The 25796-nt window shown below is 68.9% G+C and carries 26 protein-coding genes; 11 read left to right on the top strand and 15 right to left on the bottom strand.

Annotated features, from left to right (window positions below; all coding sequences use genetic code 11):
• Positions 1-49 precede the first annotated feature (49 nt).
• Both AB0368_RS08970 and AB0368_RS08965 read left to right on the top strand, forming a co-directional pair.
• A complete protein-coding gene (locus AB0368_RS08970; RefSeq protein ID WP_366153247.1) occupies positions 50-973 on the top strand; it encodes an NADP-dependent oxidoreductase in 924 nt (307 codons plus the stop codon).
• Positions 974-1109: 136 nt separating this feature from the next.
• Entirely contained in the window at positions 1110-3347 is a 2238-nt protein-coding gene (locus AB0368_RS08965; RefSeq protein WP_366153246.1) for a hypothetical protein, read from the top strand.
• A 7-nt stretch (positions 3348-3354) separates the two neighbouring features.
• Here AB0368_RS08965 and AB0368_RS08960 read toward each other — a convergent pair whose 3' ends face one another.
• A complete protein-coding gene (locus AB0368_RS08960; protein ID WP_366153245.1) occupies positions 3355-4212 on the bottom strand; it encodes an alpha/beta fold hydrolase in 858 nt (285 codons plus the stop codon).
• Between the two features lie 183 nt (positions 4213-4395).
• On the opposite strand from AB0368_RS08960, the gene AB0368_RS08955 reads away from it, so the two are divergent.
• A complete protein-coding gene (locus AB0368_RS08955; protein ID WP_366153244.1) occupies positions 4396-5343 on the top strand; it encodes a hypothetical protein in 948 nt (315 codons plus the stop codon).
• A gap of 45 nt (positions 5344-5388) precedes the next feature.
• Here AB0368_RS08955 and AB0368_RS08950 read toward each other — a convergent pair whose 3' ends face one another.
• The 7 genes from AB0368_RS08950 to AB0368_RS08920 all read right to left on the bottom strand — a co-directional run bounded on the left by AB0368_RS08950 (position 5389) and on the right by AB0368_RS08920 (position 12398).
• Positions 5389-6057 (bottom strand): hypothetical protein, encoded by a 669-nt coding sequence (locus tag AB0368_RS08950; RefSeq protein ID WP_366153243.1) that lies wholly within the window; start codon positions 6055-6057, stop codon positions 5389-5391.
• Positions 6058-6260: 203 nt separating this feature from the next.
• Positions 6261-8072 (bottom strand): GMC family oxidoreductase, encoded by a 1812-nt coding sequence (locus AB0368_RS08945; protein WP_366153242.1) that lies wholly within the window; start codon positions 8070-8072, stop codon positions 6261-6263.
• The gene (locus AB0368_RS08940) at positions 8065-9489 is read right to left on the bottom strand and encodes a hypothetical protein (protein WP_366153241.1); all 1425 of its coding nucleotides are present in this window, start codon (positions 9487-9489) and stop codon (positions 8065-8067) included. Before AB0368_RS08940 ends, AB0368_RS08945 begins: the two co-directional genes overlap by 8 nt.
• Positions 9452-10216, bottom strand: a complete 765-nt coding sequence (locus AB0368_RS08935; RefSeq protein ID WP_366153240.1) for a GntR family transcriptional regulator — start codon at positions 10214-10216, stop codon at positions 9452-9454. The genes AB0368_RS08940 and AB0368_RS08935 overlap by 38 nt, the downstream gene beginning before the upstream one ends.
• A gap of 65 nt (positions 10217-10281) precedes the next feature.
• Complete coding sequence (locus AB0368_RS08930; RefSeq protein WP_366153239.1) at positions 10282-10995, bottom strand: hypothetical protein; 714 nt, start codon at positions 10993-10995, stop codon at positions 10282-10284.
• 69 nt (positions 10996-11064) lie between these two features.
• Positions 11065-11751 carry an SDR family oxidoreductase gene (locus AB0368_RS08925; RefSeq protein WP_366153238.1) on the bottom strand — a complete coding sequence of 229 codons (687 nt, stop codon included), beginning with the start codon at positions 11749-11751 and terminating at the stop codon, positions 11065-11067.
• Positions 11748-12398, bottom strand: coding sequence for a hemerythrin domain-containing protein (locus AB0368_RS08920; RefSeq protein WP_366153237.1), 651 nt, complete (start codon positions 12396-12398; stop codon positions 11748-11750). Before AB0368_RS08920 ends, AB0368_RS08925 begins: the two co-directional genes overlap by 4 nt.
• Before the next feature lie 100 nt (positions 12399-12498).
• Between AB0368_RS08920 and AB0368_RS08915 the strand changes: the two genes are divergently transcribed.
• Entirely contained in the window at positions 12499-13110 is a 612-nt protein-coding gene (locus tag AB0368_RS08915) for a TetR family transcriptional regulator (RefSeq protein WP_366153236.1), read from the top strand.
• Between the two features lie 91 nt (positions 13111-13201).
• Here AB0368_RS08915 and AB0368_RS08910 read toward each other — a convergent pair whose 3' ends face one another.
• Genes AB0368_RS08910 through AB0368_RS08900 form a run of 3 tightly spaced genes read right to left on the bottom strand, consistent with a single transcriptional unit; the run spans position 13202 to position 15148 of the window.
• Positions 13202-14092 (bottom strand): chlorophyllase, encoded by an 891-nt coding sequence (locus AB0368_RS08910; RefSeq protein WP_366153353.1) that lies wholly within the window; start codon positions 14090-14092, stop codon positions 13202-13204.
• On the bottom strand, positions 14061-14423 hold the full coding sequence (locus AB0368_RS08905; RefSeq protein WP_366153235.1) for a hypothetical protein: 363 nt from the start codon (positions 14421-14423) through the stop codon (positions 14061-14063). The genes AB0368_RS08910 and AB0368_RS08905 overlap by 32 nt, the downstream gene beginning before the upstream one ends.
• Positions 14417-15148 carry a TIGR03619 family F420-dependent LLM class oxidoreductase gene (locus AB0368_RS08900; protein WP_366153234.1) on the bottom strand — a complete coding sequence of 244 codons (732 nt, stop codon included), beginning with the start codon at positions 15146-15148 and terminating at the stop codon, positions 14417-14419. The genes AB0368_RS08905 and AB0368_RS08900 overlap by 7 nt, the downstream gene beginning before the upstream one ends.
• 369 nt (positions 15149-15517) lie before the next feature.
• On the opposite strand from AB0368_RS08900, the gene AB0368_RS08895 reads away from it, so the two are divergent.
• The 3 genes from AB0368_RS08895 to AB0368_RS08885 all read left to right on the top strand — a co-directional run bounded on the left by AB0368_RS08895 (position 15518) and on the right by AB0368_RS08885 (position 17804).
• Positions 15518-16123 (top strand): response regulator transcription factor, encoded by a 606-nt coding sequence (locus AB0368_RS08895; protein WP_366153233.1) that lies wholly within the window; start codon positions 15518-15520, stop codon positions 16121-16123.
• Between the two features lie 179 nt (positions 16124-16302).
• Complete coding sequence (locus tag AB0368_RS08890) at positions 16303-16629, top strand: hypothetical protein (protein ID WP_366153232.1); 327 nt, start codon at positions 16303-16305, stop codon at positions 16627-16629.
• A gap of 248 nt (positions 16630-16877) precedes the next feature.
• Positions 16878-17804: an oligopeptide/dipeptide ABC transporter ATP-binding protein gene (locus AB0368_RS08885; protein ID WP_366153231.1), complete on the top strand. Its 927-nt coding sequence runs from the start codon at positions 16878-16880 to the stop codon at positions 17802-17804.
• 452 nt (positions 17805-18256) lie between these two features.
• On the opposite strand, the gene AB0368_RS08880 is transcribed toward AB0368_RS08885, so the two are convergent.
• Both AB0368_RS08880 and AB0368_RS08875 read right to left on the bottom strand, forming a co-directional pair.
• Entirely contained in the window at positions 18257-18943 is a 687-nt protein-coding gene (locus AB0368_RS08880; protein ID WP_366153230.1) for a DNA/RNA non-specific endonuclease, read from the bottom strand.
• Between the two features lie 125 nt (positions 18944-19068).
• The gene (locus AB0368_RS08875; RefSeq protein ID WP_366153229.1) at positions 19069-19575 is read right to left on the bottom strand and encodes a hypothetical protein; all 507 of its coding nucleotides are present in this window, start codon (positions 19573-19575) and stop codon (positions 19069-19071) included.
• A gap of 224 nt (positions 19576-19799) precedes the next feature.
• On the opposite strand from AB0368_RS08875, the gene AB0368_RS08870 reads away from it, so the two are divergent.
• From AB0368_RS08870 to AB0368_RS08855, 4 genes are all read left to right on the top strand, one after another.
• The gene (locus AB0368_RS08870) at positions 19800-20381 is read left to right on the top strand and encodes a hypothetical protein (protein WP_366153228.1); all 582 of its coding nucleotides are present in this window, start codon (positions 19800-19802) and stop codon (positions 20379-20381) included.
• 595 nt (positions 20382-20976) lie between these two features.
• Positions 20977-21351 (top strand): tetratricopeptide repeat protein, encoded by a 375-nt coding sequence (locus tag AB0368_RS08865; RefSeq protein WP_366153227.1) that lies wholly within the window; start codon positions 20977-20979, stop codon positions 21349-21351.
• A gap of 106 nt (positions 21352-21457) precedes the next feature.
• A complete protein-coding gene (locus AB0368_RS08860; RefSeq protein WP_366153226.1) occupies positions 21458-21634 on the top strand; it encodes a hypothetical protein in 177 nt (58 codons plus the stop codon).
• Between the two features lie 133 nt (positions 21635-21767).
• Positions 21768-22205 (top strand): hypothetical protein, encoded by a 438-nt coding sequence (locus tag AB0368_RS08855; protein ID WP_366153225.1) that lies wholly within the window; start codon positions 21768-21770, stop codon positions 22203-22205.
• 120 nt (positions 22206-22325) lie between these two features.
• Here the strand turns inward: AB0368_RS08855 and AB0368_RS08850 are convergent, their stop codons facing one another.
• Positions 22326-23000 carry a response regulator transcription factor gene (locus AB0368_RS08850; protein WP_366153224.1) on the bottom strand — a complete coding sequence of 225 codons (675 nt, stop codon included), beginning with the start codon at positions 22998-23000 and terminating at the stop codon, positions 22326-22328.
• A 17-nt stretch (positions 23001-23017) separates the two neighbouring features.
• Positions 23018-25735 (bottom strand): BTAD domain-containing putative transcriptional regulator, encoded by a 2718-nt coding sequence (locus tag AB0368_RS08845; protein ID WP_366153223.1) that lies wholly within the window; start codon positions 25733-25735, stop codon positions 23018-23020.
• Positions 25736-25796: the final 61 nt, after the last annotated feature.

Raw genomic sequence — 25796 nt, 5'->3', positions numbered from 1 at the left:
GATGGCCCGCATGACGACTCATACATACGACACCAAGGGGAGTACCACAATGAAGGCCATCATCTACCGCACGTACGGCGGCCCGGAGGTCCTGGAGTACGGCGAGGTCCCGCAGCCGAAACTGGGCCCCGACGCCGTCCTGGTCCGCGTGAAGGCCGCCTCGGTCAACCCGGTCGACTGGAAGATCCAGGCGGGATACCTGGACAGCGTCCTGGACGCCGTCTTCCCCGTCATCCCCGGCTGGGATGTCGCGGGCGTGGTCGAGCAGGCCGGTGTCGCCGTCACCGAATTCGCCCCGGGAGACGAGGTGATCGGCTACGTCCGCGAGGACTTCGTCTCCCGCGGCACCTTCGCCGAGTACGTGGCCGCCCCGGTCCGCACGCTCGCCCGCAAGCCCGCGAACCTCACGTTCGAGGAGGCCGCCGGTCTTCCGCTGGCCGGTCTGACCGCGTACCAGGCACTGACCCGGACCTTGCAGGTCCGCAACGGCGCCACCGTGCTGGTGCATGCGGCGGCCGGCGGCGTCGGCTCCCTGGCGGTCCAGATCGCCAGGTCTCTGGGCGCCCGGGTGATCGGCACCGCGAGCGAACACAACCACGACTACCTGCGCGAGCTCGGCGCCGAACCCATCACCTACGGCGAGGGTCTCGTCGACCGCGTCCGGAGCCTCGCACCGCAGGGCGTGGACGCCGTGCTCGACCTCGTCGGTGGCGATGCCCTGAAGGTCTCGTCCGAGCTGCTCGCCGCGGACGGCCGCCTGGCCTCGATCGCCGACGCCGCCGTGCTGGGGCTCGGTGGCCACTACGTCTTCGTGCGACCCGACGCGCAGGACCTGGCGGCGCTCGCCGACCTCGCGGAGAGCGGGAAACTGCGCGTGGAGGTGGCCACCACGTTGCCGCTCGAACGTGCAGCCGACGCACAGCGACTGAACCGCGAGGGTCACACCCGCGGCAAAATCATCGTCGTTCCCTGAATCACGGCTCCGCGGGGCACCGTAGAAACGACGGCGCCGTCTCACCGGCGCCCTGGTCGAGGTGCACGCTTGCCGTACCGTAACGGGCCTTGTTGTGGAAATGAGGAACTCCAAGGCATTTTGCGGAGGGCAGGTCATGGTTGCCGGGCTGCACGACATCGACTGGGCCCGGATGCGGCATGCCTACGGGCCGGCGGACGCCGTGCCCGACGCGATCCGGGGAATGGTCGCCAAGAAGAAGCGGCGCCGGGCATGGGCGTGGGACTACATGTTCGGCGCGGTGCACCATCAGGGCGACGTGTACGAGTGCACGGTCGCGGCGATTCCGTTTCTGGTGGAGGCGGCGATGCGCCCGGGGCGCCGCGGTCGGGTCAGCGTTCTGAAGCTGTTGGCGAGCATCGGCAGCGCCGACATTGACGACCTGCGCGCCCTTGACGACGCGCCGGGGGGCAGCCACGACGCCGCGGTCGACCGGTCGCTGTACCGGCGGGCTCACGCGATGGTCGACGCCGCCGGGCCGACGCTGATAAGCCTGCTCGACGACCCCCGCCGCAAGGTGCGCCGGGCCGTGCCGTCGGCGTTGCTGGCCTCCCGCGCACACGCCGGCGAGGTGCTTGCCGCCTTGCAGCACCGGCTCTCCGTCGAGCCCGACGGGAGGGTCCGGGCCGCCGTCATGGGGGCGGTCGCAGCGATCGGTCGCCGCGCCGAGGCCGGCCTGCAGCCCGGCGTGGACGCCGCGGCGGTCCGGAGGGAACTTCGGGCGTCGGCCGAACGAGCAACGGACCCGACCGACCAGCTCGCCGCGCTCATCGAGCTGGCGAGAGGCCCGGCGGGCGATGACGCCGGCATGGCGGCGCCCACGATGGCCGCCCTCGCCCTCGCCGGTGCGGCCGGTGGTGATGCGCGGACGATGAGCGTGGCCTTCGGCGACCGGGTGTCCGAGCGGACCGACCTGGTGGTGGCCCTCCTCTGCCACCGCGACCCGGCGACCAGAGCCAACGCGATGTGGGCGACCGGCGCACTGGTCGGCAGATGGCGGGGGCCGTACGAGGAGATGCTGTACCTCGTCGGCGAGCAGCTGAGCGATCCGCGCCGCCAACTGCGCGCCCTGGCAGCCGACAGGCTGGCGAACCTGGGCTCCCTGGCCGCTCCCGCCGCCGAGGCGCTCGCCCGCGCGGCCGGGAGCTGGCCGGAAGAGGACGACGGGTTGTTCGGCGACAAGCCGCCGGGTCTGTTCACGGTGCAGCCGGACGGCAGCGCGACGCTCGGCAATCTCCTCGAGGCGATGGTCGGGCTTCGCGACCCGCGGGCGTTGCCGATCCTGCTGCGGGCGACTACCCGGGAGCAGCCTGTCAAATACCTCGCCTCCTACGTCAGCAGGTACGGCGCCTCCGCCGCTGACCTGGTGCCCTGGGCCCGCCGTCAGCTGGCCGCCGCCGACCCCGACCGGACGGACGAGTTGGTTCACCTGTTGGGCGCCATCGGCGTGGCGGCTGCTGACGCCGTACCCGATCTGCTCGCTTGCCTGCCGCGCATCGAGGCGATCGAGGCCTTGGGCCGGATCGGGTCGGCCGCCGCCGTGGCTCCGCTGCACCGCCTGTCGGCCACTGCCGAGGCATACACGGCGGTCGCCGCGGCCGAAGCGCTGCGTCGCATCACCGGCGACCTGGCGGTCGTCCTGGCCGTTCTGGAGCTCGTCGGCGACCCGGAGGTCATCGCCGGAACCGTCGCCGAGATCGGCCCGGCCGCCGCAACGTACGCGCCGCGGATGCGGACCCTGATGCTCGCCCCGGACACGGACGCGTGGACCCGGTCACGCGCCGCCCGGGCACTCTGGCGCGTCACCGGTGATGCCGACGAAGTCCTGCCGACGCTGGCCGACATCTGGCAGGCCCACCGTCGTGTCCGTGGCCGCGTCGCCGACCTGGTCGCCGAGATCGGCCCGGTGGCCGCGCCGGTGTTCGGTCCGCTGCTGCGCACCGAGCTGGCGACCGCCCGCCGGGCAACCGCCGACACGAACGGATGGAGCAGCGCACAAGTGGTCGACGACCTGGAGATCCTTGCGTCTGCCCGTACCGCCTTGGCTGCGCTGGACACGGACCCGCCCATGCCGCCCGAGAGTCTCGTGCGATCGCCGGAAGCCCTGGCCGGTCTGCTCCGCGACGAGCGCCTGCCGGTGCGACGCGAGGCGCCCGCCGCGCTGATGGCTTGCGGCGCTCAGGCCCGCGACCTCCTGACCGCGCTCCGGAACCGGCTACCGGTCGAGCCGGACGCTCGGACGAGGCAGGCGATCCGGGAGGCCATGGACACCATCGGCCGCCGGGCGGCGGCGGGTTTCCTCCCGGACGTCGACGCGGCGGCCGTGGCGCTCTAGCTCGCTGTCACGCGCTCTCCAGGAACTGCAGCACCGTCATCGTCTGGTCGGGCAGGAGATGCCCGGCCTCCGGCAGAAGACGAACGATCGCCTGCGGCACCGTCGTCGTCAGCCGTTGCCGCGTCTCATCCGAGTCGAGCAGCGCGTCGCGGCCACCGACGACCGCGAGAACCGGCATCGTGAGCCGGCGGAGGGTGTCGTCGTCGAAGGCCGGGACGGCGTCCATCCTCGGCGAGAAATGTTGGAAGACAAGAAGCGCGAACTCGGCGGCCGAGCGGTCGACGTCGGACATCGACCCGGCCGGGCCGAGGACGAGCCGTACCGTGCGCCTCATGCCCCACCTGCCGAAGGGGCGGAGCAGGACGGCGGCAAGGAGGACGCCGAGCTTGCGCCGTCCCACCCCGCTCGGCGCCAGCAACGCCAGCCGGGTGACCCGGCCCGGCCGCCGGGTGGCGTAGTCGATGGCGATCCAGCCACCGAGGGACACGCCGACCATGGCTGCTTCGGTGAGCCCGAGACCGGCCAGCACATCGTCGAGCCACTCGGCGTGGGCGTCGGACGCGAGGGGAGGCCGGGCCGGCGCGCTCAAGCCCGGCTCGCCGATGACATCGACCGCGTACACGCGCAGGTGCTGCGACCATGTTCTGATCTGGCGCCGCCACATCGCCGAGTTGGCGCCCGAGCCCTGCAACGCGATGACCGCCAGCGCCGTCTCCGGGCCTGACGCGATGACGAACGTGTCTCCGTACCGTGTGGTGATTGTCTGTTGGGTGTTCGGAACCGGCCAGTGGCTCAGGAGGTCGCGGTAGTGCTGCTCGACTGCCCGCTGACCGGCGGCGGTTCGGTAGATCCTTGTCGCTGACATTCCCTAATGTTCCCTAAACTTACCCATCATTACCATAGTGCGGATGGATACAGGCCTTCCCCGGCGAGCGCGGGCAGCAGGTGGCGAGGCTGTCGGCTGGGTGACCGCACCCTGGCGGGGCGGCGCGAAGCGCCTACGCTGAGTGTGCGTTTCGCCCGGCGACGCCGCGGAGGGAGCCGTCCCATGCCATCCATCCTCGCCACCGCTCTCCTCGCGGCCGCCCTGACGGCCGCACCGACCCTCGCGCCCGCTGCTGCGTCCGCCGCGCCCGGCGTCCCGGCCGGTTACCGCATGGTGGACCTCGGCACCCTCGGCGGCGACAGCAGCTACGCCACCGCCATGAACGACGACGGCGACGTGGTCGGTCGCGCTCAGGGCGCCGACGGCACCTACCGCGGGTTCCTCTGGCGCCACGGCCGGATGATCGATCTCGATGCCTTCGACCCGACGGACGTCAACGACCACGGCGAGGTCGTCGGCATCCGTGACGACGGCTCGGGCGCGTACGTCTGGTACCGCGGTGTCTTGCGGCCGCTGGGCGACGCGTCCGCCCTGCCCGTGTCGATCAACAACCGCGGCCAGGTCGTCGGCCGTACCGATGCGGGGCCGGTCCTGTGGACGAACGGCCGCGCCCGGCCCCTGCCGCTGTCCGAGGTGTCCGACGTCAACGAGCGTGGCCAGGTCACAGGCGGGGTGTTCGTGCCGGGCGGCTTCCACGCCGCGGTGTGGCAGCGTGGCCGGGTCACCGACCTCGGCGCCGGCCCCTTCGATCGCAGCAACACGTACGCCCTCAACGACCGCGGCTGGGTGATCGGCTGGCAGTTCTCGGCCGAGCAGTTCGAGCGCGGAATCCTCTGGCGGCACGGCCGCGCCCTGGATGTCGGCACCCTCGGCGGCAGCTCCACGCAGCTGCGGGCGATCAACAACCGCGGCGAGATCCTGGCCAGTTCCCAGGCCGCGGACGGCACTGCCCGCCCGGCGCTGTGGCGGCGCGGCGCCCTGAACGACCTCAGCCTCGCCGGGGTCAGCACGGACGGCGAGGTCGTCGACCTCGACGATCACGGGCGCATCGCCGCGTCGATCCGCCCGGTTTGGGGTGTCAGCCGCGCGGTGGTCTATTACCCGCGCTGACGGGCCGGTGCTGACCCTCGCCTGGGTGTCGACGTTCGGCAGCGGTCAGTCTCCGCCGTCGGTCACCCACCTGCCGTTCGAGTCGACGGTCACCCCGTACGACACCTGTTCACCGTCCTCGAAGTCCACCATGCAGCGGTACGTGCCGGCGCCCGCAGCGTCCACCTTCGACGCAGTGCAGGCTGCGTCCTTGACGGCAACAGTGGTGCCGTCATCATTTCTGAAGTCGCCTTGCGTTATTACGGCTTTCTCCAGCTTGTCAGGCGTAACGCCGCGGCCGCCGTGGTCGCTGGTCAACACCGAAATCATTCCGAGCGTCCAGACGATGCCAAGAGTGACTGCGAAGGCGATCCAGTACTTCTTCCCTGACGCACCGACCGACGCGGCGTACCTCGCCTTGGACGCTGCGAAAAACGCGCCGAATACGCCGAGGAAGGCGGTTCCGACGATGACTCCGCCAACGCCGGGCAGCTTCCGAATGTGCGACATCTGGCCAGTGGGTGCGCCGTAGGCGTACTGAGGCGGCATGTAGTACCCGCCCGGTGCCGGAGTCGTCTGACCGGCCTGCGGGTAGGTGTAATAGCCTTGCGCCGGGTAGCCGGGCTGGAAATGAGGGCCCTGATTCAGGAGCGGCGGGTAAGCCTGTGGAGGCGGTCCGGGCTGGGGGTGGGAGTCTTCTCCCCACACGCTGCGGCTCTGCGGCTCGGCGGTCATCGTTCCCCGTCCTGGAATAGCGCTCGATTCTTCGCGGAGTTCCTTCGTCAGCGGATCGGCCCAGTTGAGGATTCTCGGGCGCCCGAGGCGGCGGTCCGTCGCCCTCAATCGCTCGGAAGGGCGCCTTCACTGACCGCGCCGCTTGTTTCGCTGCTGCCGACAAGGCGCCGCCCCCGGCTGCGCCATGGGAGAGCATGCACGGGTCAGCGCTGCGCCTCGGCTGCCGCCGCCCGGCCGACGGCCAGGGCGATCGCCATGATGCTCAGCTGCGGATTGACCTCCGGGCAGCCGGGCAGCGTGGAGGCGTCAGCGACCCAGACTCCGCGGACGCCGCGCAGCCGGCCGTCCGCGTCCACCGGCGCCCGCTGAGGATCAGCTCCCATCCGGGCGCTACCGGTCGGGTGGAACGCCGCCAGATGCAGCTGCCGGGCATCGGCCGTGGACACCGCGTCGCGCAATTCGCCGAGGTTGTGCGCGTACGGGCGGTGGCCGAGTCCGGTGAGGACCGCCTCGGCGCCGGCGGCGAACAGCAGCTCCCCGATGGCCACGATGGCGAGCCGCAATCGGTCCGCGTCGGTGTCGGCGAGCCGGTAGCGCACCAGGCGGGCGCCGACTCGGCCGCTGGGCTGGTCGGCGATCATCGCTCCGACGGTGGCCAGCCGGTCCGCGGAGGCGAGCTCGGCGTGCAGTTCCCGTCCGATGCCGGATGGAACGAACGACATCAGCCCCGGCGGACCGGCGGTGGCCTCGATGAGGACGCCGTCGTCGTGCAGTTGCTCGACGCCGACGCTCTGCAGCACGCCTCGCCAGGCATTCACCGGCTCGCTGAACCGGCCGGCCACGCTGACGGCCGGGTGCACGGCGAGTCCGCGCCCGATCCCGGGATGCCCGCCCAACCCCGACCTCGTCAGCAATCGCGGCGTTTCTATCGCCCCGGCCGCCACCACGACGAGCGGCGCGGCGATCCGGCGGCCGCGGAAGCGCACCCCGACGGCCCGCCCGCGGGTCGTGACGATCCGTTCCACCCTGGCTCCGGTCACCACGACGGCGCCGGCGGCACATGCCTGCGGCAGGGCGTTGAGGTGTACGCCGTTCTTGGCGTTGCGCGGGCAGCCGACGACGCACTGGCAGGAGCCGGCACAGCCGGGAGCGTTGCGGCGCATCGGCGCAGCCTTCCAGCCGAGCGCTGCGGCCCCGGCCAGCACCAGCTCGCCGTTGCGACCCAGCCCGTCCAGCGGCTGGGACGCCACCCGCAGGGTGCGCTCCACCTCGTCCAGCAACGGCGCAAACCGTGCGGGGTCGGCCAACGCGAGGCCGTGCACATCGCGCCAGCGCCGCAGGACCCGTTCTGGGGTGCGGTAACAGGTGCCCGAGTTCACCAGCGTCGTGCCGCCGACGCCGCGCCCCTGCGGCAGCAGCACCGGCGGGTTGCCGAGCGCGAAGGTCGCGCCGCCGTCGCGGTACAGGTCCATGAAGCGGTCGGCGGCCGGCCGGTCGCGGAACTCCGCTGCGGTGAACCGTCGGCCCTCCTCCAGTACGACCACTGACAGTCCCGCCCGCGCCAGCTCCCGGGCGGCCATCGCGCCACCCGCCCCGGAGCCGATCACGACGGCGTCGGCGCGGCTGCGCTTCGGCCAGTCGTCGAGGGCTACGCAGCTGAGCTCCGGCTCGGGCGCCGGAGGAGAGGCCGTTGCCGGTGCCGTACCTTCCGCACCCGCGGCCGCCGAGGCCAGTAGCAGCGGCATCTTCACCGCATCGAGCAGCGCCCGGCCACCGGGCCGGGCGGCGAGGGCGGTGCAGATCGCCTCCCGGGTGGACGGGTCGAGCCGGGCGAGTGACTCGCCGCTCAGCAGCCGGGCGGCCAGGTCCAGGCCGCCGCCGGCGACGCCGAGCCCGAGCCGTACCGGCCGGGGGAAGGCGACCGCCAGCCGGGTCAGCTCGGTCGCGATCCGGCGGCCCTCATCGGCGTCGGTGCCGAGCAGGGCGGCGGCCAGGGCTCCCAGGCGATCAGTCACGCTCGCCCACCTCCGCATGGGCGGTTCCGCTCAGCTGCCAGCGCCGTTCCTCGTGCCAGCCGCCGCGGTGACGCCGCTCCAGCAGGATGACCGCGTCGGCCACTTCGCAGTTGTGGCAGACCGCCGGAGCTCCGTCCGGGTCGGCGTACGGCACGGCGACGGTGCGCTCGGGAGGCATGGTCACGGCCACGGAGATCCGGCGGTCGCCGCTGCGTCCGGTCACCGTCCAGCGTGGACGTCCCAGGCGGGCACGGAAGCGCAGCGCCGCCAGCAGCGGATCGCCGGACGGGTACTCGGTGCCGCCGACGCGCAGCCGGACGAACGGCAGGGCGGGCAGCCGGTTGAGACCGGGCCGGGTGGAGATCGCCGCCACCACCTCGCACACGTCGCCGTCGCCGAGGTCGGCGTGCAGCCAGGCCCACCGGCGGGCGTTGCCGTGGCCGTAGATGCGGGCGATGTTCCCCGGCGCGTCAGCAAGAGCCAGCTCGTGGTCTCCTACCCGGACCGTCCCGGTGAACCGGCCGGTCGGCACGGGGAGGATCTGGGCGGCCGGCAGCAGCTCGCGGTGCCAGGCCCAGCGGGGAAAGGTGAACATCGGGGCGCCGGCGCCGGTCACCCGCAACCGCCAGCGCAGGTCACCGGCCGCGCCGGCCAGCTCCTGCGCGGTGGCCGTGATTCCGCCGGCGTCGTACCCGGCGGCCGGGCGCTCGGCGGGCCAGGGGATCGGGCCGAAGCGTTCCCAGACCGGTGCGGCGTCGCTCGGGAAGACCGCGGCCCATCCGTGTGCCCGGGCGGGGGAACCGTCGGCCGGGGCCACCAGCTCGTGGTGCAGCCAGACGCCGGTGCCGGTCTTCGGGTCGGTGACGGTCGCGTACCAGACCTCGAGCCGTCCGGGCTGGCCCCGCCACCGTGAGGCCAGCAGGTCGCCCACCGCCGGTCCGCCACCGGCCGGCCGGGGGAGCGGTGTGCCCCGGGTGCCCGGCGCCGCGGGCCACGGCCGCCGTCGGCGGCGCAGCCGCATGCTGGACAGGAACGGCAGCAAGTCGCGGCGAAGGTCGAACACCAGCCGGGCATCGCCCACGACGGTCCCCTCGGCGTCCAGCAGCCGGGCAGTGAGCCTGGTCATGCTGACCAGCGGACGGCATAGGGTCACCGCCTTGCCGCCGTCCAGCCACAGCCGCCTCCCGTCGAGAGCCGTGAAGGCGAGCCGGTAGCCGATCCGGCCGGCCCGCAGCGGAGCGATCTCCATGGTGCCGGTCGCCGCCGGATCATCGGCGAAGCCCGCCACGTGTACGCGGCCAGTCGCCTCGGCCCGCACGTCGGCGAGGGGGTGCAGCCCGCCCGGCGCGGTGAACCGCAAGGTCAGCGTGATAGGCCGCTCAACGGCCTCCCCGCTCAGCCGGACCGCCCCCGTCATCACTTCTCGCATCGTCGTGAACACCGTCGCCTCCCAGCATGAGTCGTTCGGTGGAGAGGTAGTAAGCGTCGGCGGCTGCGTGTGCCGCCGCCGGGTCTCCGGAGCGGACCGCCTCGACCAGCGGGGTGATCCGCCGGGCGGCAGCGGCGGCGTCGGCGAACGGGCCGGCGAAGAGTTCCCGTACGTCGTCGTAGGCCCGCAGCAGCGAATTGACGAGCAGCTCGTACACCCGGTTTCCGGAGGCGGCGGCGAGGGCGCGGTGGACCTCGGCTTCGGCCCGCTGAGCCGGTCCGGGACCCGGCGCGGCGGCGATCTCGTCGCGGAGCCGGACCAGCCGCTCCCGGTCGGCCTCGCCGGCGTGCGCGGCGGCGCGGGCCGCGATCAGCGAGCCGATCTCACGGCGCACGGCGAACACCTCCGTGAGCCAGCTCGGCCCGTCCAGCGAGACCAGGAAGGGCAACAGGTCGGGGCCAGCGGTACGCCGGAAGTCGCGCACGCGCGTGCCGATCCCGTGCCGGGTCTCCAGCAGGCCCGCCTCCACGAGGCGGACCAGCGCGTGCTTGAGCGACGTGCGGGTCACCCCGTAGCCCGCGGCCAGCTCTCGTTCGGGTGGCAGCAGGCTGCCCGGGGCGTACCGCCGGCCGAGCACGTCGGCGCGCAGCCGCCCGACCAATTCGTCGACGACGGAGCTCCGCGCGATCGGTGAGTGGATCAGTGGATCAGCCACTCGCTCACAGTGTCAAAAGAGCTGGATGTTCGTCAATGGGTGGCGCTGGTCATCCGCACTGCGCCTCAGCGCGTGCCTTGTGCTCTGCTGGTCACGTGTACCCCTGAAGCGATCTGCACCATCTGGTCCTTCGTGAAGCCCAGTCCCTGCCAGAAGTTGATCCTGAGCCAGGCATCGGACGGCTGCTTGACCCAGATCGACCATCCGGTGTCGCCGCCAGGCGGCGGGAGTTGACCGTTGTCATCGACTCCAGGCTCCTGCTTGACCAGTACCGCATCGCGGTCACCGATTCGCACGGGGACGCCGGGCCGCGTCGGACCATGAGGTCGCGAGATTTGCAAGAAGACAGAAATCTTGTCGGAGAGGTTGGTCGGGTCGTAGACCGGTTCCTTCGACGGGTTGACGTGAGGCGCTGGGTGGCTCGCCCACCCCGGCGCCAGAACGAGGTTGTAGTCCTCGTCGGCCTGGACGTACCAGCCTTCCGGCACGGTGTCGATGGTGAAGCCCTTGGGCGGCAGGCCTCGATAGGCGACGAGGACGACTCCGGATCGGCTGGTTACGCGCGTCGGAGACGACGGAGGCGGTGCATCCCCACCGATGCCTACGACAGCTAGCGTAGTGGCCATGACAGTGACGCCCAAGGCGGAGCTGACAGCCGTCATGAGGAGGCGGCGGCGCACGGCCCGGCGTCCACGAGTCACGTCCGCCCCGATCTGCGTCGAGTCGGGTGGCTCCAGCGGGCCGGCGTTCCGCTCCAGTCTGGTGCGAAGATCATTCATTGGTCTGCTCCTAGAGGCGCAAGTTTTCGGTGGTGTGCGGTGGTGACTGCTCCAGTGATGGAGCGCAGATCAGGTGACCAGCAGCCCGCCGTCCATACACAGGTCGTGTGCGTTGATACCTGTATTGCGGAGCAGGAAGTGGGTCGCGTCGGCGACCTCGGCCATGGTCACCAGGCGCCCGATGGGCGTCTGGGCCGAGTGCGGCGGATTCGGAACGTTGCGCCACTTCGGGCTGTCGCCGATCAGCCCGGGGTGCACGGCGTTGACGCGGTGCGGGGCGATCTCGACGGCGAGCGTCTTCACCAGCCCGGTGATGCCGGCGTTGAAGGTCGTGACGACCGTCGAGCCCGGGTACGGGCGTTCCTTGGCCAGCCCACCGAAGAGCACCACGGAGGCTTCCGGGTTGAACCGGTCGCGCAGCACCCGCACGGTTTCGGCGTAGCCGACGAGCTTCATGGTCACGGCCGTGATCGCGTCGGTGATGCTGAAATCGGCCAGGGTGTTCGTCGCCTGGCCGACCGCGGTGATGATGAGGTTGTCGACATCAGTCACGCTGCCGAGTGCCGCGCTGATCGTTTCCGGCCGGGCAAGGTCCAACGCGAGGCCCCGGACGCCGGCGCCGATGCCGGCGGCTACGGCGTCGGCGCGCCCCTTGTCGCGGCTTGTGACGACAACGTTGTCCCCGCGATCGGCGAAGTGCTGCGCGATGACGCGACCCAGGCCGCCGCTCCCGCCCACGACCAGCGTGCTGGTCATGCGATCACTCCGTTCTCGTCGGTCGCCCGCAGGCTGTCGAGGGTGACGCGGGCCTGTTCGCGCATGGCGGGGAGCCCGTCCAGAGCGGCTTGCGGCAGATTCGCCGTGACCGCCGCGAGCTCGCCGGGTGTGCCGACCAGCTCGAAGAAGCCGATGTTGAGGTGCGGCGCCACCGGTGGCGCCGAGCTGATGACGGTACGCGAGAAGTCCGCCCATGCCTGGTCGGGCATGTGCGCCGCCAGGGCCGGGAACAGAAGAGACTCCTCGTGCTCGAGATGCTCATGTACGAGATCGCGGACCCTCCTGGCGGCGGCGGTCAGTCGCATCCGGTCCTCGTCCTCGCAGACCGGGGCTGCGTCCAGCGCGTCCAGCGCCGCATCCAGCTCGTCGTGTTCTGTGCCGAGTTCAGCCAGGCGACCCCCGGTCACGGGATCCGCCGCCGCCAGCTGCGGCCAGAGCACGTCGTCCTCGCTCTCGTGGTGATGCCGAAGCGCTGCCACCAGGAAGTCGCGCAGTTGCGCAAGTGCCTCCGGCGGGCTGTCGCGTCGGTGGGCGGCGTCGGCCAGCAGCGTCGTGGCCGCTCGATGCATCTTGTGCAACAGCCGTGTCTCGGCGATCGCCGCGGGCTCTCGTTGTGTCTCCGTCACAGCACTTCCTCACTCTTATTATCCAACTGGATATTAAGCATACCCCGGCCGCGGAAGGCGCTCCAAAGCCGCAGTACAGTGCTCGTATGCGGGAGCCACGATGAGCCGGCAGGGTGCTTTCGACCAGCCGGTGCGCAGGCACCGACGCGACCCGGAGGGACACCGGGAAGCCATCCTGGAGGCGGCCCGCCAGACCTTCACCGAGCGCGGCTATGCCCGTACCACGCTGCGCGAGATCGCCCGTCGCGCCGGAGTCACGCACGGGCTCATCACACGGCAGTTCACCTCCAAGGAACTGCTGTTCCTTGCCGCCGTTCCCGGCAACCGTGACCTGGAGCAGGTAGCCGCGGGCGACGCGGAGACGCTTCCCGACCGGGTCGCCCATGCCTTCGTGCAGCGGATGGAGACCGACGCTGCCCACGACCCGCTCGTCGCGCTGCTGCGCAGTGCCGCCTCCGACGAGGGCAGCGCCGCCGAACTTCTTCTGGCGATGCAGCAGCGCAGCGTCACGGTGTATCGGTCCGTACTGGCGCCCGGGACCCCGCCGGATTTCGGGGACGACCTGGACACCCGTGTCGCACTGCTGGGGTCACACTTGATCGGCGTGGCCTTCAGTCGTTACATCGCGCGCACCGAACCGCTGGCCTCGATGCCATCCGAGGAACTCACCAGGCACCTTGCCCGGACGCTGCGTCACATCCTTGAGGGTTGACTCGGTGCCACGCCAGACGAGTGCACCGGGATTCTTTTGTCCGGCCGGAAATCGAGGTCGGAGCTTTGAGTCCACCGCCACGCTGGAGTGATCACTTGGTTTCCACGCGCCCGATCGGATGGGGGTCGTTCGCCAGCGCGGCGACAGCGTCGGTCCAAGCCGGATCGCCGGGGTACAGAGCGGTGCGAAGGTAGGCCCAAGCGAGCGCTCGTACCGTTGCGACACGTGCGGGGTTCTCGTCGCTGGTTTCCGCCGCGTCGTACCCCGACACTCCACCGAGGATATGCTCCGCGCCGAACACGGTCAGCAGACTCTTGGGCCCCGGGCTGGAGAAGTATGCGTCCGTGCGGTAGCTGACTCGGTCGCAGAAGTTGGCGTTGAGGTCCTTGTCACCCGCGATGACGAGAGCAGGCGTTGTCATGGCGGAGAAGTCGGAGCGCCGCAGGACCGGGTAGTGCTTCGATGCAAATGGTGCCAGGTCCTCGCCGTTACCGGGGGCGGCCAGCACAACACCTGCCTTGACTCGCGTGTCCGTCAGGTTCACCTCGATCTCGTCGGTCGGGTCGGTCACGCGCATGCCCAGCAGCATGGATGCCGTGTGTCCACCGAGCGAGTGCCCGGCGACGGCGATCCGAGCACGGTCCACGCGGCCCGCGAGGCCGCGAACGACGGCTTCGATCCGGTCAAGTTGGTCGAGGATGTGGCGCATGTCCTCCGCCCGCGAACGCCAGTACAGCGGCGCTTGCGGGTCGTCGGAATTTCGAAGGCCGAGCGTCTTCGAGTCGAGGTGGGTGGGTTGGATGACGACGAAGCCATGGGCGGCCCAGAAGTCCGCCAACGGTCCGTACCCGTGCAGAGAAGACAGGAAATTCGAGTTGCCATGGCCATGTGACAACAGAATCACAGGCAGATCACTGCCGGTCTCCGGCGCCGACACCTTGATCTCCAGGTCAATCGCGCGAGCCGGACTCTCCAAGATCATCGAGCTGTAGGTCACGACAGGGGTCGGCTCGCCGACGGGAATGACCGCAGCTCCGCTGACAGGTGTGCTCATAGGACAGTGGTTCCTCTCGTGTTCCGGATAGCGATCCCGAGGTGGTGGATCCGAGGCCGGCGACCCGTGTAGCGGTGTGCAGCTCGGCGATGCGGTCGAGGTACTCGGTGGTTTCGGAGGCCAGATGGGCCGTGACGAACAGGACGTGATCCACGCCGGCCTGAACCAGGGCCGAAACGTCCTCGACGATCTGCGACACGCTGCCGCGGTAGGGCTTTCGCCCGACAGTGGTCACCCGGTCGAAGCTCGCGATCACCATTTGGAAGATGCATCCGATGCCTGCCGGGTCGCGGCCTGCTGCGAGCGCGCTCTCGCGGACCGAAGCCAGCTGTGACTGAATCTTTCCGGTGGCAGTGCTATCGGCATCCAGGCATCACCGCGGCGGGCCACTCGTGCGAGTGCCAATGGGCCGTTGCCGCCGATGGCCACCGGGATCGTGCGGGCCGGTTTGGGTCCGACGTCGGCGCGGGTGATCGCGTAGCGGTCGTTCTCGAAGGTGACCGGGTCGGCGGACCACACCGCGTCCGCGATCTCCAGGAATTCGTCGAGCGCGTCGCCGCGCTCGTCGAATGGCCGCGGTCCGGTGGCGGCGAACTCGTCGACCGACCAACCGTTGCCCAGTCCGGCGATGAGACGTCCGGCGCTGGCGGCGTCGAGTCCCGCGAGCGTTTTCGCCAGTCGCCCGGGTAGGTGCAGTCCCGGCACCAGCACCGAGGTACCCACCTGAATGGTGCTGGTCACGGCGGCGGCGGTGGTCAGGGTGATGAGCGGATCCGCCACGCCCGCGTGCATCCGTGGCCATGGGCGGCCGGGGATGCGGGAGAATCCGTGTACGCCCGACTGATCGCGAGGGTAAAGGAACCGTTCGAAGGCCCACACGCTGTCGTAACCGGTGGCTTCAGCGATGCGGGCGGCGTCCGCAATGTCAGTAGCTTGGTCATAGTTGCCTAGTTGCGGCAGCATGATGCCGAGTCGCAGCGTCATAATGTCTCTCGTCTTGATCTTCCGACCGCCTTGAGCGGGGGTGCGCATGTGCGCTGCATGTGGGCGAGGAACACCCACGACGGCTCAGTCACCGAGGCGGTTGCGGCTCGACGATATGTGGAGATCTCATCGATGGCAGGAACGACTGCGCGCACGGGCACGCACGGCACCCGAAGAGGACGTCGTTGCGCATAGCGTGAAGCCGACGACTCACTGAGGCGGACGGCGCCGTTGAATCGCATGCGCGAGGGGCGAGCGGATGGTCACGGGCACACCATTCACCCTGGTGGAGCCGCGGTGAAGATGTTCGGAAGGTTTCCCTGAGCCTTGGTCACCACACTTGCCCGCACGCAGGTTGTGGAGGTGGCTGTGGACAAGGTCAAGGTGGCTGTGCATGCGACGGATCCGGTCGATCGTGCGGGCTTGCTGGAGTACGTCGAGCGAAGCCCGGATCTCGTCCTGGCGCACGATGACGGCGAGATTCGGCTGGTGAGGGTGGAGCAACCCCCTGACGCCACTCTCGCGACGCTGCGGGAGCCGACCGGCGTCGACATTCCCACTGTTCTCATCGGTGAGGTGCCGTCGAGCCGACTGATCGCGGTCCTGGAAGCGGGCGTGATGGCGGTCATTCCGGCGAAGGCGGCCAGTCCGCAATGTCTGACCGTGATGATCCGAGCGGCGCTCGCCGGTGAGATGTCGCTACCACCGCGGCTCGTCACCGAGTTGGTGCAGCACCTGCGCCGACTGCAGGACGACGTACTGACACCTAACGGGCTGAGCGTGACGGGGCTGGCCACCCGCGAGGTGGACATCCTGCGGCTGCTTGCTGAGGGTTTGGACACCGCGGAGATCGCGGTCCGGCTCAACTACGCCGAGCGTACGGTCAAGAAGATTGTCACCGAGTTGACCAAACGCCTCCAGGTGCGCAACCGCACGCACGCGGTGGCGGTCGCGTTGCGCAACGGCCTGCTTTAGACAAAGCGCTTCACAGGGACCGGACCTGAGGCGCGAGGCCGGAGCCGCCTCGACGATCGCAGATCCTCCAGCTCGATCGAGTGAGAGAAGGGAGTAGCCCGGGCGCAGATGATGACCGCGGGGGCAGCCACCACGGAACCTCCTGTCGTTGCTTCAGGTGAGCGGGTTGCATTCACCGCGTGACGAACGACCAAGCAACACATCTGCCCGGCTTCGCCGGGGACCTGTTTCTCCGACTCGCCGCGGAGGGCCGGCTGGTGCTGGAGCCGGGCGTCGCCGACGAAACCATCGCGGCTCTGGAACGCACCCTTCGTGAGGTGAGGAACCGGCTGCAGATCCTGGGCACCGCGTCCAACCCAGGCCACGAGACAACCGGACGTCTCGAGGAAGCCGCGATTGAGTTGCCGAAGTACATAGATGCACTGAGGCGGGCGCGCCGCGGTGCCCCGGAAGATCCAAATCGGACGCGTCCTCCGGCTGCTGGTGGACGGACTCTAGACCACTGAGATCGCAGCAGAATCGTGCTCCTCGCAGAGGACCGTCAAGAACGTCATCCACGGTCTCTGACAGGGCCGGGGGCGCGGCCGATCATCGGATGGTCCGCGCGCATCGGAATCCGATGTGGGTGGCGGTGGAGTCCTCAGTCTGCGCGGATCGAGCCGCAGGTCGGTAGCGGAAGCAGCGCGCTCTCACAAAGACGTATCCGGCCGGTGGCCGGACCGTGCTGGGGCGGCCCCGGGCGCAGCTTCGCGCTGTGGACGGCGTCTCTTTCGACATCGCCAAGGGCGAGACCGTCGGGCTGGTGGGCGAGTCCGGCTGCGGCAAGTCCACCGTAGCGAAGCTGATCCTGGGTATTGAGGAACCGACGTCCGGCGACATCGCGTACCACGGCAAGCCTGTCACCCGCCTTCGGGGCGCATCTCAACGGGACTACAACGCCGAGGTTCAGCTGGTTTTCCAGAATCCCATGTCCTCGCTCAACCCGCGCATGACCGTAGGGCAGACGATTGCCGAACCCCTGCGGGCGCACGGCAAGAGCGGCGGTCCGGCACATCGCCGTGTCATCGAGCTGCTCGACCTCGTCGGCATGGATGCCGGTGCGGCCGCCCGCTACCCGCACGAGTTCTCCGGCGGCCAGCGTCAACGTGTCGTCATCGCGCGCGCCCTGGCCGTGGATCCGCAGCTGATCGTCTGCGACGAGGCCGTGGCCGCGCTCGACGTCTCACTCCAGGCGCAGGTCATCAATCTGCTGCGGGATCTGCAGGCAAAGCTGGACCTGTCGTACCTGTTCATCGGGCATGACCTCGCCTCCGTACGCCACGTCGCCGCGCGCATGCTGGTGATGTACCTCGGCGAGGTGGTGGAGAGCGCGCCGTCGGAGGAACTCACCGCGGCGCCGTTGCATCCGTACACAGCCAGTCTGCTGTCGGCCGTACCTGAACCGAACCCGCAGGTGGAGCGTCTGCGTGAACGCGTGGTCCTGCAAGGCGAGGTGCCCAGCCCGCTGAATCCGCCGCCCGCCTGCCGCTTCCACACCCGCTGCCCCATCGGTCCGCGAATCCACTCCGATCGCGGCATTTGCGCGACCACCAAGCCGGCGCTGCACGAGGTCTCCGCCGGGCGGCTGGTTGCCTGCCACTTCCCCGGAGAGCTTGCCTCAGTGGCACCGGCCAATCCCTGATGAGCTGACGAAGCGTCCGGGCGAGGTGGTGGGCGAGTTCGCCGCACGGCATCGGGCCGGTCAGGTGCGCTCCTGACACTGCGCCACGGGTCTCCAGGCCGTCACTCGCTTTGGTGGAACGCCGGGACCACGCGCACCTGGTGCGGGCCTCGGCCAACGATCCGCGCCATCAACGGCCTGGAGTGCGAGGCGGCAACCCGGCTCAGGTGGCTGACCGAGTCGCCAGATACAAGGGGTTCGCGCGCATTCTCGGGGTAAGCCCCGGAACAAACCTCGGCTGCTGACCGGCTTCCCCTTCTCTTCGGCGGCGGTCTCGTGACCGCCGCCGAAGGCGCCTTCGGCTACGACGGGCTCCGGCTTGCTCGGGGCGAAAGGGTCCATGCCGGGCAGGGCGGCGAGCCCGGACTGGTGCTGCCGGGCTCGCCGAAGGTGTTTCGAGATCGAATTCGGTCTTATCCAGCGCAGTTGGCGCGTCGGAGGTCCTCGTTCAGCTGCCGTTGCTTTCTGGTGATGAACGCTTGTTCGTAATGCTTGTTCTTGAAGCTCATGCTCACGTGGATCTGCTGCACGCCGATTGTCATCATCATGGTGAAGTTCTCCGGGATCACGCCCGGGTTGGTGTATCCCACCGACACCGTGTAGATGACGACGTTACCGGCGTCCAGGCACCTCTTAGCCGCGTTTTCGAACGCCCCCATGAGCTGCAGGTTGACTTCTCTGGTCGCCGGGACGAGGTTGTAGCGTCGGCTGATGCCGTTGAGCGTCGCAGCAATCAAGTGCACGCCCTGATATCTCGGTCCGCCCCAACCGCCGACGGTCCTCTCGCAATCCGTGCGCGGCCGACGTGCATGCTTCACCCTGCCCGTGGCGCCGATGGGTCGCCCTTCGCCGTCGGTGGTGTAAATCAACGCGCCGTCCCGGTAGGCATGGTCCCGGGCGATGTGTTTGTCGCATGGGACGTCGGCCGCCGCGAGGACAGCGACCGGCCCTGCGTCCGTTGACGGCTGTGCCGTCGTCGTGTCGATAATCGCCGTTCCGGTCGGCGCGGTGGCAGCGTCCGCATGTGCCGCGCCCGCCAATCCAGCGGCAGTTACGCCGAGAGCGAGGACGCCGCCGACAATTCTTGACCGTAGTGTCATGACCGATCCTTTCCGGGGGAGAACATGGGCCGATTCAGTCTGAGGGTCGGCGCGGGAAAGGTCATGTCGCATTCGGCCGATGAGCCCCTTCGGGCCTGAGCCAAGCTCCAATGTGCAGAAACATGTCATGACTGCCACAGGAAGCGGGCCTGTCGGCGGTCCGGGGAGGTGAAGAGGTACATCCATCCGAAGTTGTCGAGCGGCGGCCAGTCGCTCAGGTCGCGTTCGGTATCGATCTGGCACACGAAACAGGGGGCGGCCGCCGGTGTGTCGTCCTGCTGTAACCAACGAGGCTGTCCGTACAGGGTCAAACCCGAGGTCGGAACCAGCCTCGCAGTGCTCACGCGAGGGCCGTGCATCAGCGGCACCGTGTCCACCCAGGCGGGAACTTCACCAAAAGGCTCCACCAGCGCGGCGTTCCCGCCGTTCTCGGGCTCATAACTGAAGAGATCGCCGAGGAAGACCAGGATGATTTCCTGCTGGGTCGCGATCTGTCCCCAGAACGGAATCTGGTGTCCTTCGCTCACCGGCCACCGGGCGCGGGAAAGAAAGGTGGGGTATCCACCTATGCGGGTTATGGGCGATACTGCTTCATCCGGGGTGGCAAGCCGCCATGCCGTCATTGTCGACATCCAATACATCATGGACGCCAGTGGACGGGGCGTCCGATCCATGACCCGCGGTGCGTGCCCGAATCTACGGCAGGACGACGACAAGGTCTCATGCCCCAGACCTGCCACGCTCCGCCGGTGATCGATTGTCGGCATCTCCGCCGGATAACGCTGGACAGCGTTCGCTAGGCGGGCCGAAAACGAGTTAGCGATTCCAGGTGGTGGAACGCCGGCAGCCTGATCACGTGACCGTCCACCCCGGAGATCACCCATGCCTCCCAGCCCAGGCCCTGCGCCCCGCGAGGGACAAGGGTGCAAACGTCGGCACTGCAGTCATCAAGATCGCCGCCGATCTGCACGTGCTCGGGACTCACTATCGCCGACTCGTGTGTGCGGCGGCCGGTCAGTTCGGCGACGGGAAACCGCACACCGGTGAGCAGGGGATTCAATCGACCGATCAGGTCGACCTCGTCGGCGGGGAGAAGCTGCAAGCCGTGCCGGCCGGTCGACCGAGTGATCGACCGATGCAGGAACTGCCGGTACGTGTTCGGCAGTCTCAGGCCGAGACGCTCTTCGAGCGCATTCACCTGGGCTATGCGCGATCGCCGCTCGCGGAGTCGGTCCTGCCTGACGGCTGCGACCGCACACAGACGCATGTGACGCATGCCGGCCCCTTTCTGCCGGAGTGGACAGGCGTAGCGGAGCTGATCGTTCGAAGAACGCCGACCAGCGCTGCACAACGCCGTGAAGACCGCCCGTGTGATGAGGGCCGGAGACGCAACGATAGAACCTCGTCGGCGCAGCCGGCCGCATCGCCTGCGTTGTGAGGCACGTCTAGTACCCCTTCATGCAAGCGGCGGCCGGAGGCCCGATCGCGCGCCCAGAGAGGATCGTGAGGCCTTCCGATCCGGGGAAAGGTGAATCGAATCCGGACAGAATCGGGCCGCCGCGCCGGCCACGAGGCAGGAACGCCTTCTGCCGGCCCTTGCGGGCAGTACCACTGGATCATCAACAGCACGGGCTGGATCTCTGGCGAGAAGACGGACGTGGCTATTTCCGTGCTCTCACACGGACAGTCGAGCCAGAAGGGCGGCATCGACGTCGCCGAGCACATCGCCGCCCTGACGCGCAGCTACCTGGGCTGGTGACGACTCCTCGTTCTGGAACGACTGACGCGGTTCTGCCCCTTGAAGTCAGCACGGCACCCGAAGGGGCCGGTCATCCACGTGCCGTATTGATCGCTTGAATAACTCGAGTCACCGTAGCCGGTATATCCGGGCGCCGGCGAACCGTTGTCAGCCGCTGTCAGGTCCGAAGGCCCAGACCGGCGTCTCATTCGTTTCGCGCTGTTCCGGCCGGCTACGGCGGCATCGACCGCCCATGCGATCGGCGTCCCCGGACCGTCCTGATCACGGAGCCACGATGAGTTTCGGCGAAGACGTACGCAGCGCATTTCCGCGCGGCGACACCGACACAGTGACGCGGATGAGCGAGGCGGAGCTCGGTCGGGCTCGGGCCACCGGGGATCCGGCAGGAGAGGTGGAGGCGCTGTACAGCCTTGCCCGGGTGGCAGTCCGCAACGGAGACCTCCACCGCGGTGAGGAGTTGGCCGAGACAGCCCTCGCGGTGCCGGTGCGGGCCGGTGACCGTAGCCTGGAAGAGCGGCCACGGCACGTGCTGGCGGCGGTCACCCGGATGTCCGGCGACCTGGACCGAGCGCGGGGCCTCTATGAGGCCGGCATTGCCCTCAACGAGGAGCTCGGCCGGCCGGAGACGGTAACCTCCGACTCGCCGTGAACAACTCCCGCGCGCGCTTCACGTTGCCGAGGCCGAGTTCGCAGAAGGCCAGACTGTGATACTCAGGGGTGGGACGACCGAGGGAGACCACCAGCAAGCGGCGTTGATGGCCGGCGTTGCCCATGCGGCCTTTGAAGCCTTGGGCCAGGTGCCCGACCCCGATGACGCGGCGGAACTCGCGGCGGTCCGCGCCGCCACGATGAATGCGGGCGTCTTCACCGCCGAGTTCCTCCGCGGCCGAGCCATGAGACCGCAAGAGGCCTTCGGCGAACCTCTCACCTGAACCCAGCTTCAAGAATTCGTCATTGAGCTCGGGTGCCCCTTCGGGCCCCGTTCGCGCCTCAGTGAGCCGTCGGACTTTGAATTGCTTTTTGACGTCGCTTATCGTTCCTGCAAATCTCTAGAGGGGAGCAATCATGCGATTAAACGTAAGGAACGTGGGGCCGGCGCTTGTCATGGCCGGCGCGCTGACCGCCGGAGCGGTCTTCGTAGCGCCTACATCGGGCTACGCCGGAGCCCGGGAATCCACCCAGCCATCCCAGCCCGCAGCGCGAGCGGGCAACATCCATTTCGTCGGCCCGATTGCCTGCGCGATAGACGGGATGTTCTTCGGCAGGCACGAGTTCTTCACCTTCATCAACATTGTCAACGGTCAGGCACTGCCCTCCTGCCTCGCAGATGCCGGAAAGAAGAAGCTCGGAGCCACCAGGGCAAACTTTTGGCGTTCGGGGAACAATGCCGGAAAGTTTCGCTACAAGGACGTCAGGGGAAGGTTCCACACCCACGAGTTCAAGAAGCATCAGGCTGACTGGTTCGACGGCAAGGTGACCGTCGAGTGGATCAGGATCTATTGATCCGTCGGACCCTTCCAGCTGCAACGACCACGGTCCGATGATTCCTGGCAGTCTGCCCGCCTGTACCGCTGACCGGCGGTATGGGCGGGCGTCGTACGAACTTCCTTCTCGATTCAGTATTCAGATCAGACCGTTACGGACGGCCCAGGCGACGAGATGGGTGCGATTGCGCAGGTCCAAGCGGGAATTCAGGACTCGGACGATGTTCTTGACCGTACGCTGGGCCCAGTTCAGCTTGGTGGCGATCTCTGCCGTGTCGTAGCCCTCGGCGAGCAGCCGCAGCACGTCCAGTTCGCGTGTCGTCAGTCCTGAGGTGCTCAGCCCGTTCGGGACGAGTACCTCATGCTGTACCCGATTGATGTGCCGCACGAGCTCGGTGACCAACAGCGGCGGTAACAGAGTCCCGCCCGCTGCCACAGTCCGGACGGCGCGAGCCAAGCTTGTGGCATCCGTCCGTCGCGGAGTCAGGACTGCGCGTAGCCCCGCGTCGACCGCATGCACCACGGCGCCGGAAGGTAGCTCGCCGACGAGGATCTGAGCGACATCGGTGCCTGCGTACTCGTTCAGGTTCTGCAGAACCGGTACCAGTCGTCCCTCGTCGGCCATGATGCGGACCTGCGGTGCATCCTCGGACAGCTCGAGGTCTGCGCTTTGGCGTACGTATTCTCGGAGGCCGGCACTGCTGACGGGATCTGCCGAGTACACGGCAACCTTGACTTTCTGAACCCTTGTGTTCATCAGCAGCTTGCCACCCCACACCCGACGACCCGTCGCCTCACTCGAGGCGCGCTCCATGGTGGCGGAGCGGGTGTCTACGATCCGTGGACGTCCTGTAAACGCTCGCTCAACCAGCCGCTCAACGGAGACAGGCGAAGGTCGTCGTTGTCTGTGACCACGCTCAGCGCCTTGCGATAGGTGTCCTCGGCCGTCTGGATCCGCCCGGCCGCCTCGTAGGCCTGCCCGAGTCGCACGAGGGTGTCCGCGTGGCGAAAAGGAGCGTCGAACCGCTGGTAAAGCTCTATTGCCCGCCCGAAGCTGTGCTCGGCGCCGTCGCAATCGCCGAGCCGCGACTGGATGTAGCCGAGCGTGTCCCAGACGGCGGCCTGACCGTGCGGGCCGAGGTGGTCGATCAAGGACGTGGCCTCTTGCGAGTGCACGAGTGCCGGTTCGTATCGCTCGAGCGTGGCGTACGCCCAGCTGACCGTGTTGAGTGCCGCCGCCCGCCGGCCGGGGTGGGAACCGGGCGGATACAGGGCCAGAGCCTTGAGCGCCTCATCGAGCGCTCCCGTCTTGTCGCCGTCATCGAGGAGGACGGCGAGGATCTGGTTACGGCAGTCGGCGACGGCATCCTTCTCGCCGGTTTCCAGAAAGACCCCCAACGCCTGACGCAGGCGGGCAAGCGCAGTCTCATGACGGCCCATGTTCACGTCCATGACGGCCAGACCACGCAGGCAGTACGCCTCGCCGACCGGATCATTGCAGCGCGCGGCCGCCGCGGCCCCGAGCTGCTGGGATACCTGGAGCTGATGCCAGAGACCCTTCTGGTTCAAGTGATCGCGGAGCAGCCAGCTCAGCTGCCAAGCATGCCGGTCGAACCCGGCGGCGACGGCGAGGTCGAGAGCTGCCAGCAGCACGGGATGCTCTTCGTCGAACCACGCGACGGGGTCCGCATCAAGCACCAGCACCCCGGCCAGCGGTGGGTCCAGCGCGATATGGTGCCGAACCGGATAGGCTCGCCGGACGACCGCATGAGTCGTGTGCAGGTAGTGGTCGAGCATGCGGTGCACTGCGCCACGATCGGTCTTCGGGTCGGCGAGTTCGCCTGCGAAGGATCGGACGAGGTCATGCATCGTGAAGCGGCCGGCTCGGTGTTCGGTGAGGAGATGGGCCGACGTCAGTTCGTCAAGCGTGGCGCGACCCGCGGTCGCGTCGCAGGCCAGCATGCTGGCTGCCGCGTTGACGGTGACGTCGGGACCGGGGTGAGCTCCGAGGCATCGAAAGGTTCGAGCGGCCGGCTCGCTCAGAGCGCCGTAGGACCAGGACAGGGCTGAGCGAACGTTGACAACGTCGTCGGGTGTCCGTAAGGCGTCCAGGGGTTGGTGTGCCGCCCGGAGTTCGGCGGCGATCGCGGCCAGCGGGACGTGCGGCCGGGCTGTCGCCCGGGCGGCCACGACGGTCAGCGCCAACGGCAGGCGACCGCACAGGTCGACGAGGTCATGCGCGGCTGGTTCTGCCCGGATACGGTCATCGGCGACCCGCGCGGCCAGCAGGTCCAGCGCCTCTTCATGATCGGGTGGTTCAAGTCGCAGCAACCGAGCGCCGGTGCGGGCGAGCAGCCCGGGCAGATCGTTGCGACTGGTGACGACGACGACCGACTCACCGGCGCCGGGAAGAAGATCGAGCACCTGCCCCGCCGAGTTGGCGTTGTCCAGCAGAATCAGCATCCTGCGGTTGGCCACGAGGGTGCGGAACAGGCTCGCGCGCCCGGTCAGATCACTGGGCACGTCGACGGCTGCAACTCCCAAGGACCGCAGAAACTCTTCGAGTACATCGGCCGGCTGTGCCGCTGCCCGGTCGGCACTGTATCCCCGCAAGTCGGTGTATAGCTGTCCGTCGACGAACCAGTCGCGGTGGCGGTGCGACCACTGCACGGCCAGCGTGGTCTTCCCGACGCCGGCCATGCCGGCGATCACCACCGTCTGCGCCTCCCCGGGCCGGCGCAGCAGTTCGTTGCCGCGGCCGACGAAGATCGCCGGGGTGGCCGGCAGCTGCGCCGGTCTGACGTCATCGTCCGCGACTCTCAGTGCCGGGTCCGACCGCAGAATCCGGGTGTACAGACTCTGCAGTTCCGGTGCCGGATCAACGCCCAGCATGTCGCGGAGCAAACGCCGACCGTCTTGATAGACCGCGATCGCGTCGGCCTGCCGCCCGGCCCGGTACAGCGCGGTCATCAGTAATCCGCGGAGGTGCTCGTCGAGAGCCCGATCCTCGATCGCCGTTCGCAGGTGGGGAAGCACCTGATGATGGCGGCCGAGCGCGATGTCGATCTCGAACTGGGCCGTGAGCGCGGCGAGCCGTCGTTGTTCCAGCTCGGTGCGCCACGACTCGGCGCCCGGACCGACGACGCCGGCGAGCGCCGGGCCGCGCCACAACGCCAGACCCTTCCGCAAGAACGCTGCGGCGCCGACACGATCGCCCGTAGCGCGGGCATCGTCGGCATCGGCGACGAGCTGTTCGAAAAGGTCGAGGTCGAGTATCGCCTCGGCCGCGTATCCGTGTGCGGTGGAGGCGATCGTCAGGCCGTTGCGGCGGAGCCGGTGCACGTAGTTGCGGATGATCGCCGCAGCACTCGCCGGAGCGCCCACCCCCCAGATTTCCTGCGTCAACGCGGCGGTGTCCGCGGTGACTCCGCGGCGAAGTGCGAGGGCAGCCAGCAACGCCTGCTGCTGCGGGGGCCCAGGGTCGATCGCAGACTCCCCGGCCCGGACGATCACCGGTCCGAGCAGGTCGATCCGTATCGGTTCAGTCATTGCGCGACACCCACGGGTCAATCATGGCAGCTACCCCGCGAACGCCCCGCTGTGAGCCGTC

Origin of the sequence: Actinoplanes sp. NPDC051475 (assembly GCF_040689425.1) — a bacterium.
Taxonomy (GTDB): Bacteria; Actinomycetota; Actinomycetes; order Mycobacteriales; family Micromonosporaceae; genus Actinoplanes.
The sequence above is the reverse complement of the archived record's forward strand: the minus strand, read 5'-3'. Positions and strand labels throughout refer to the sequence as shown.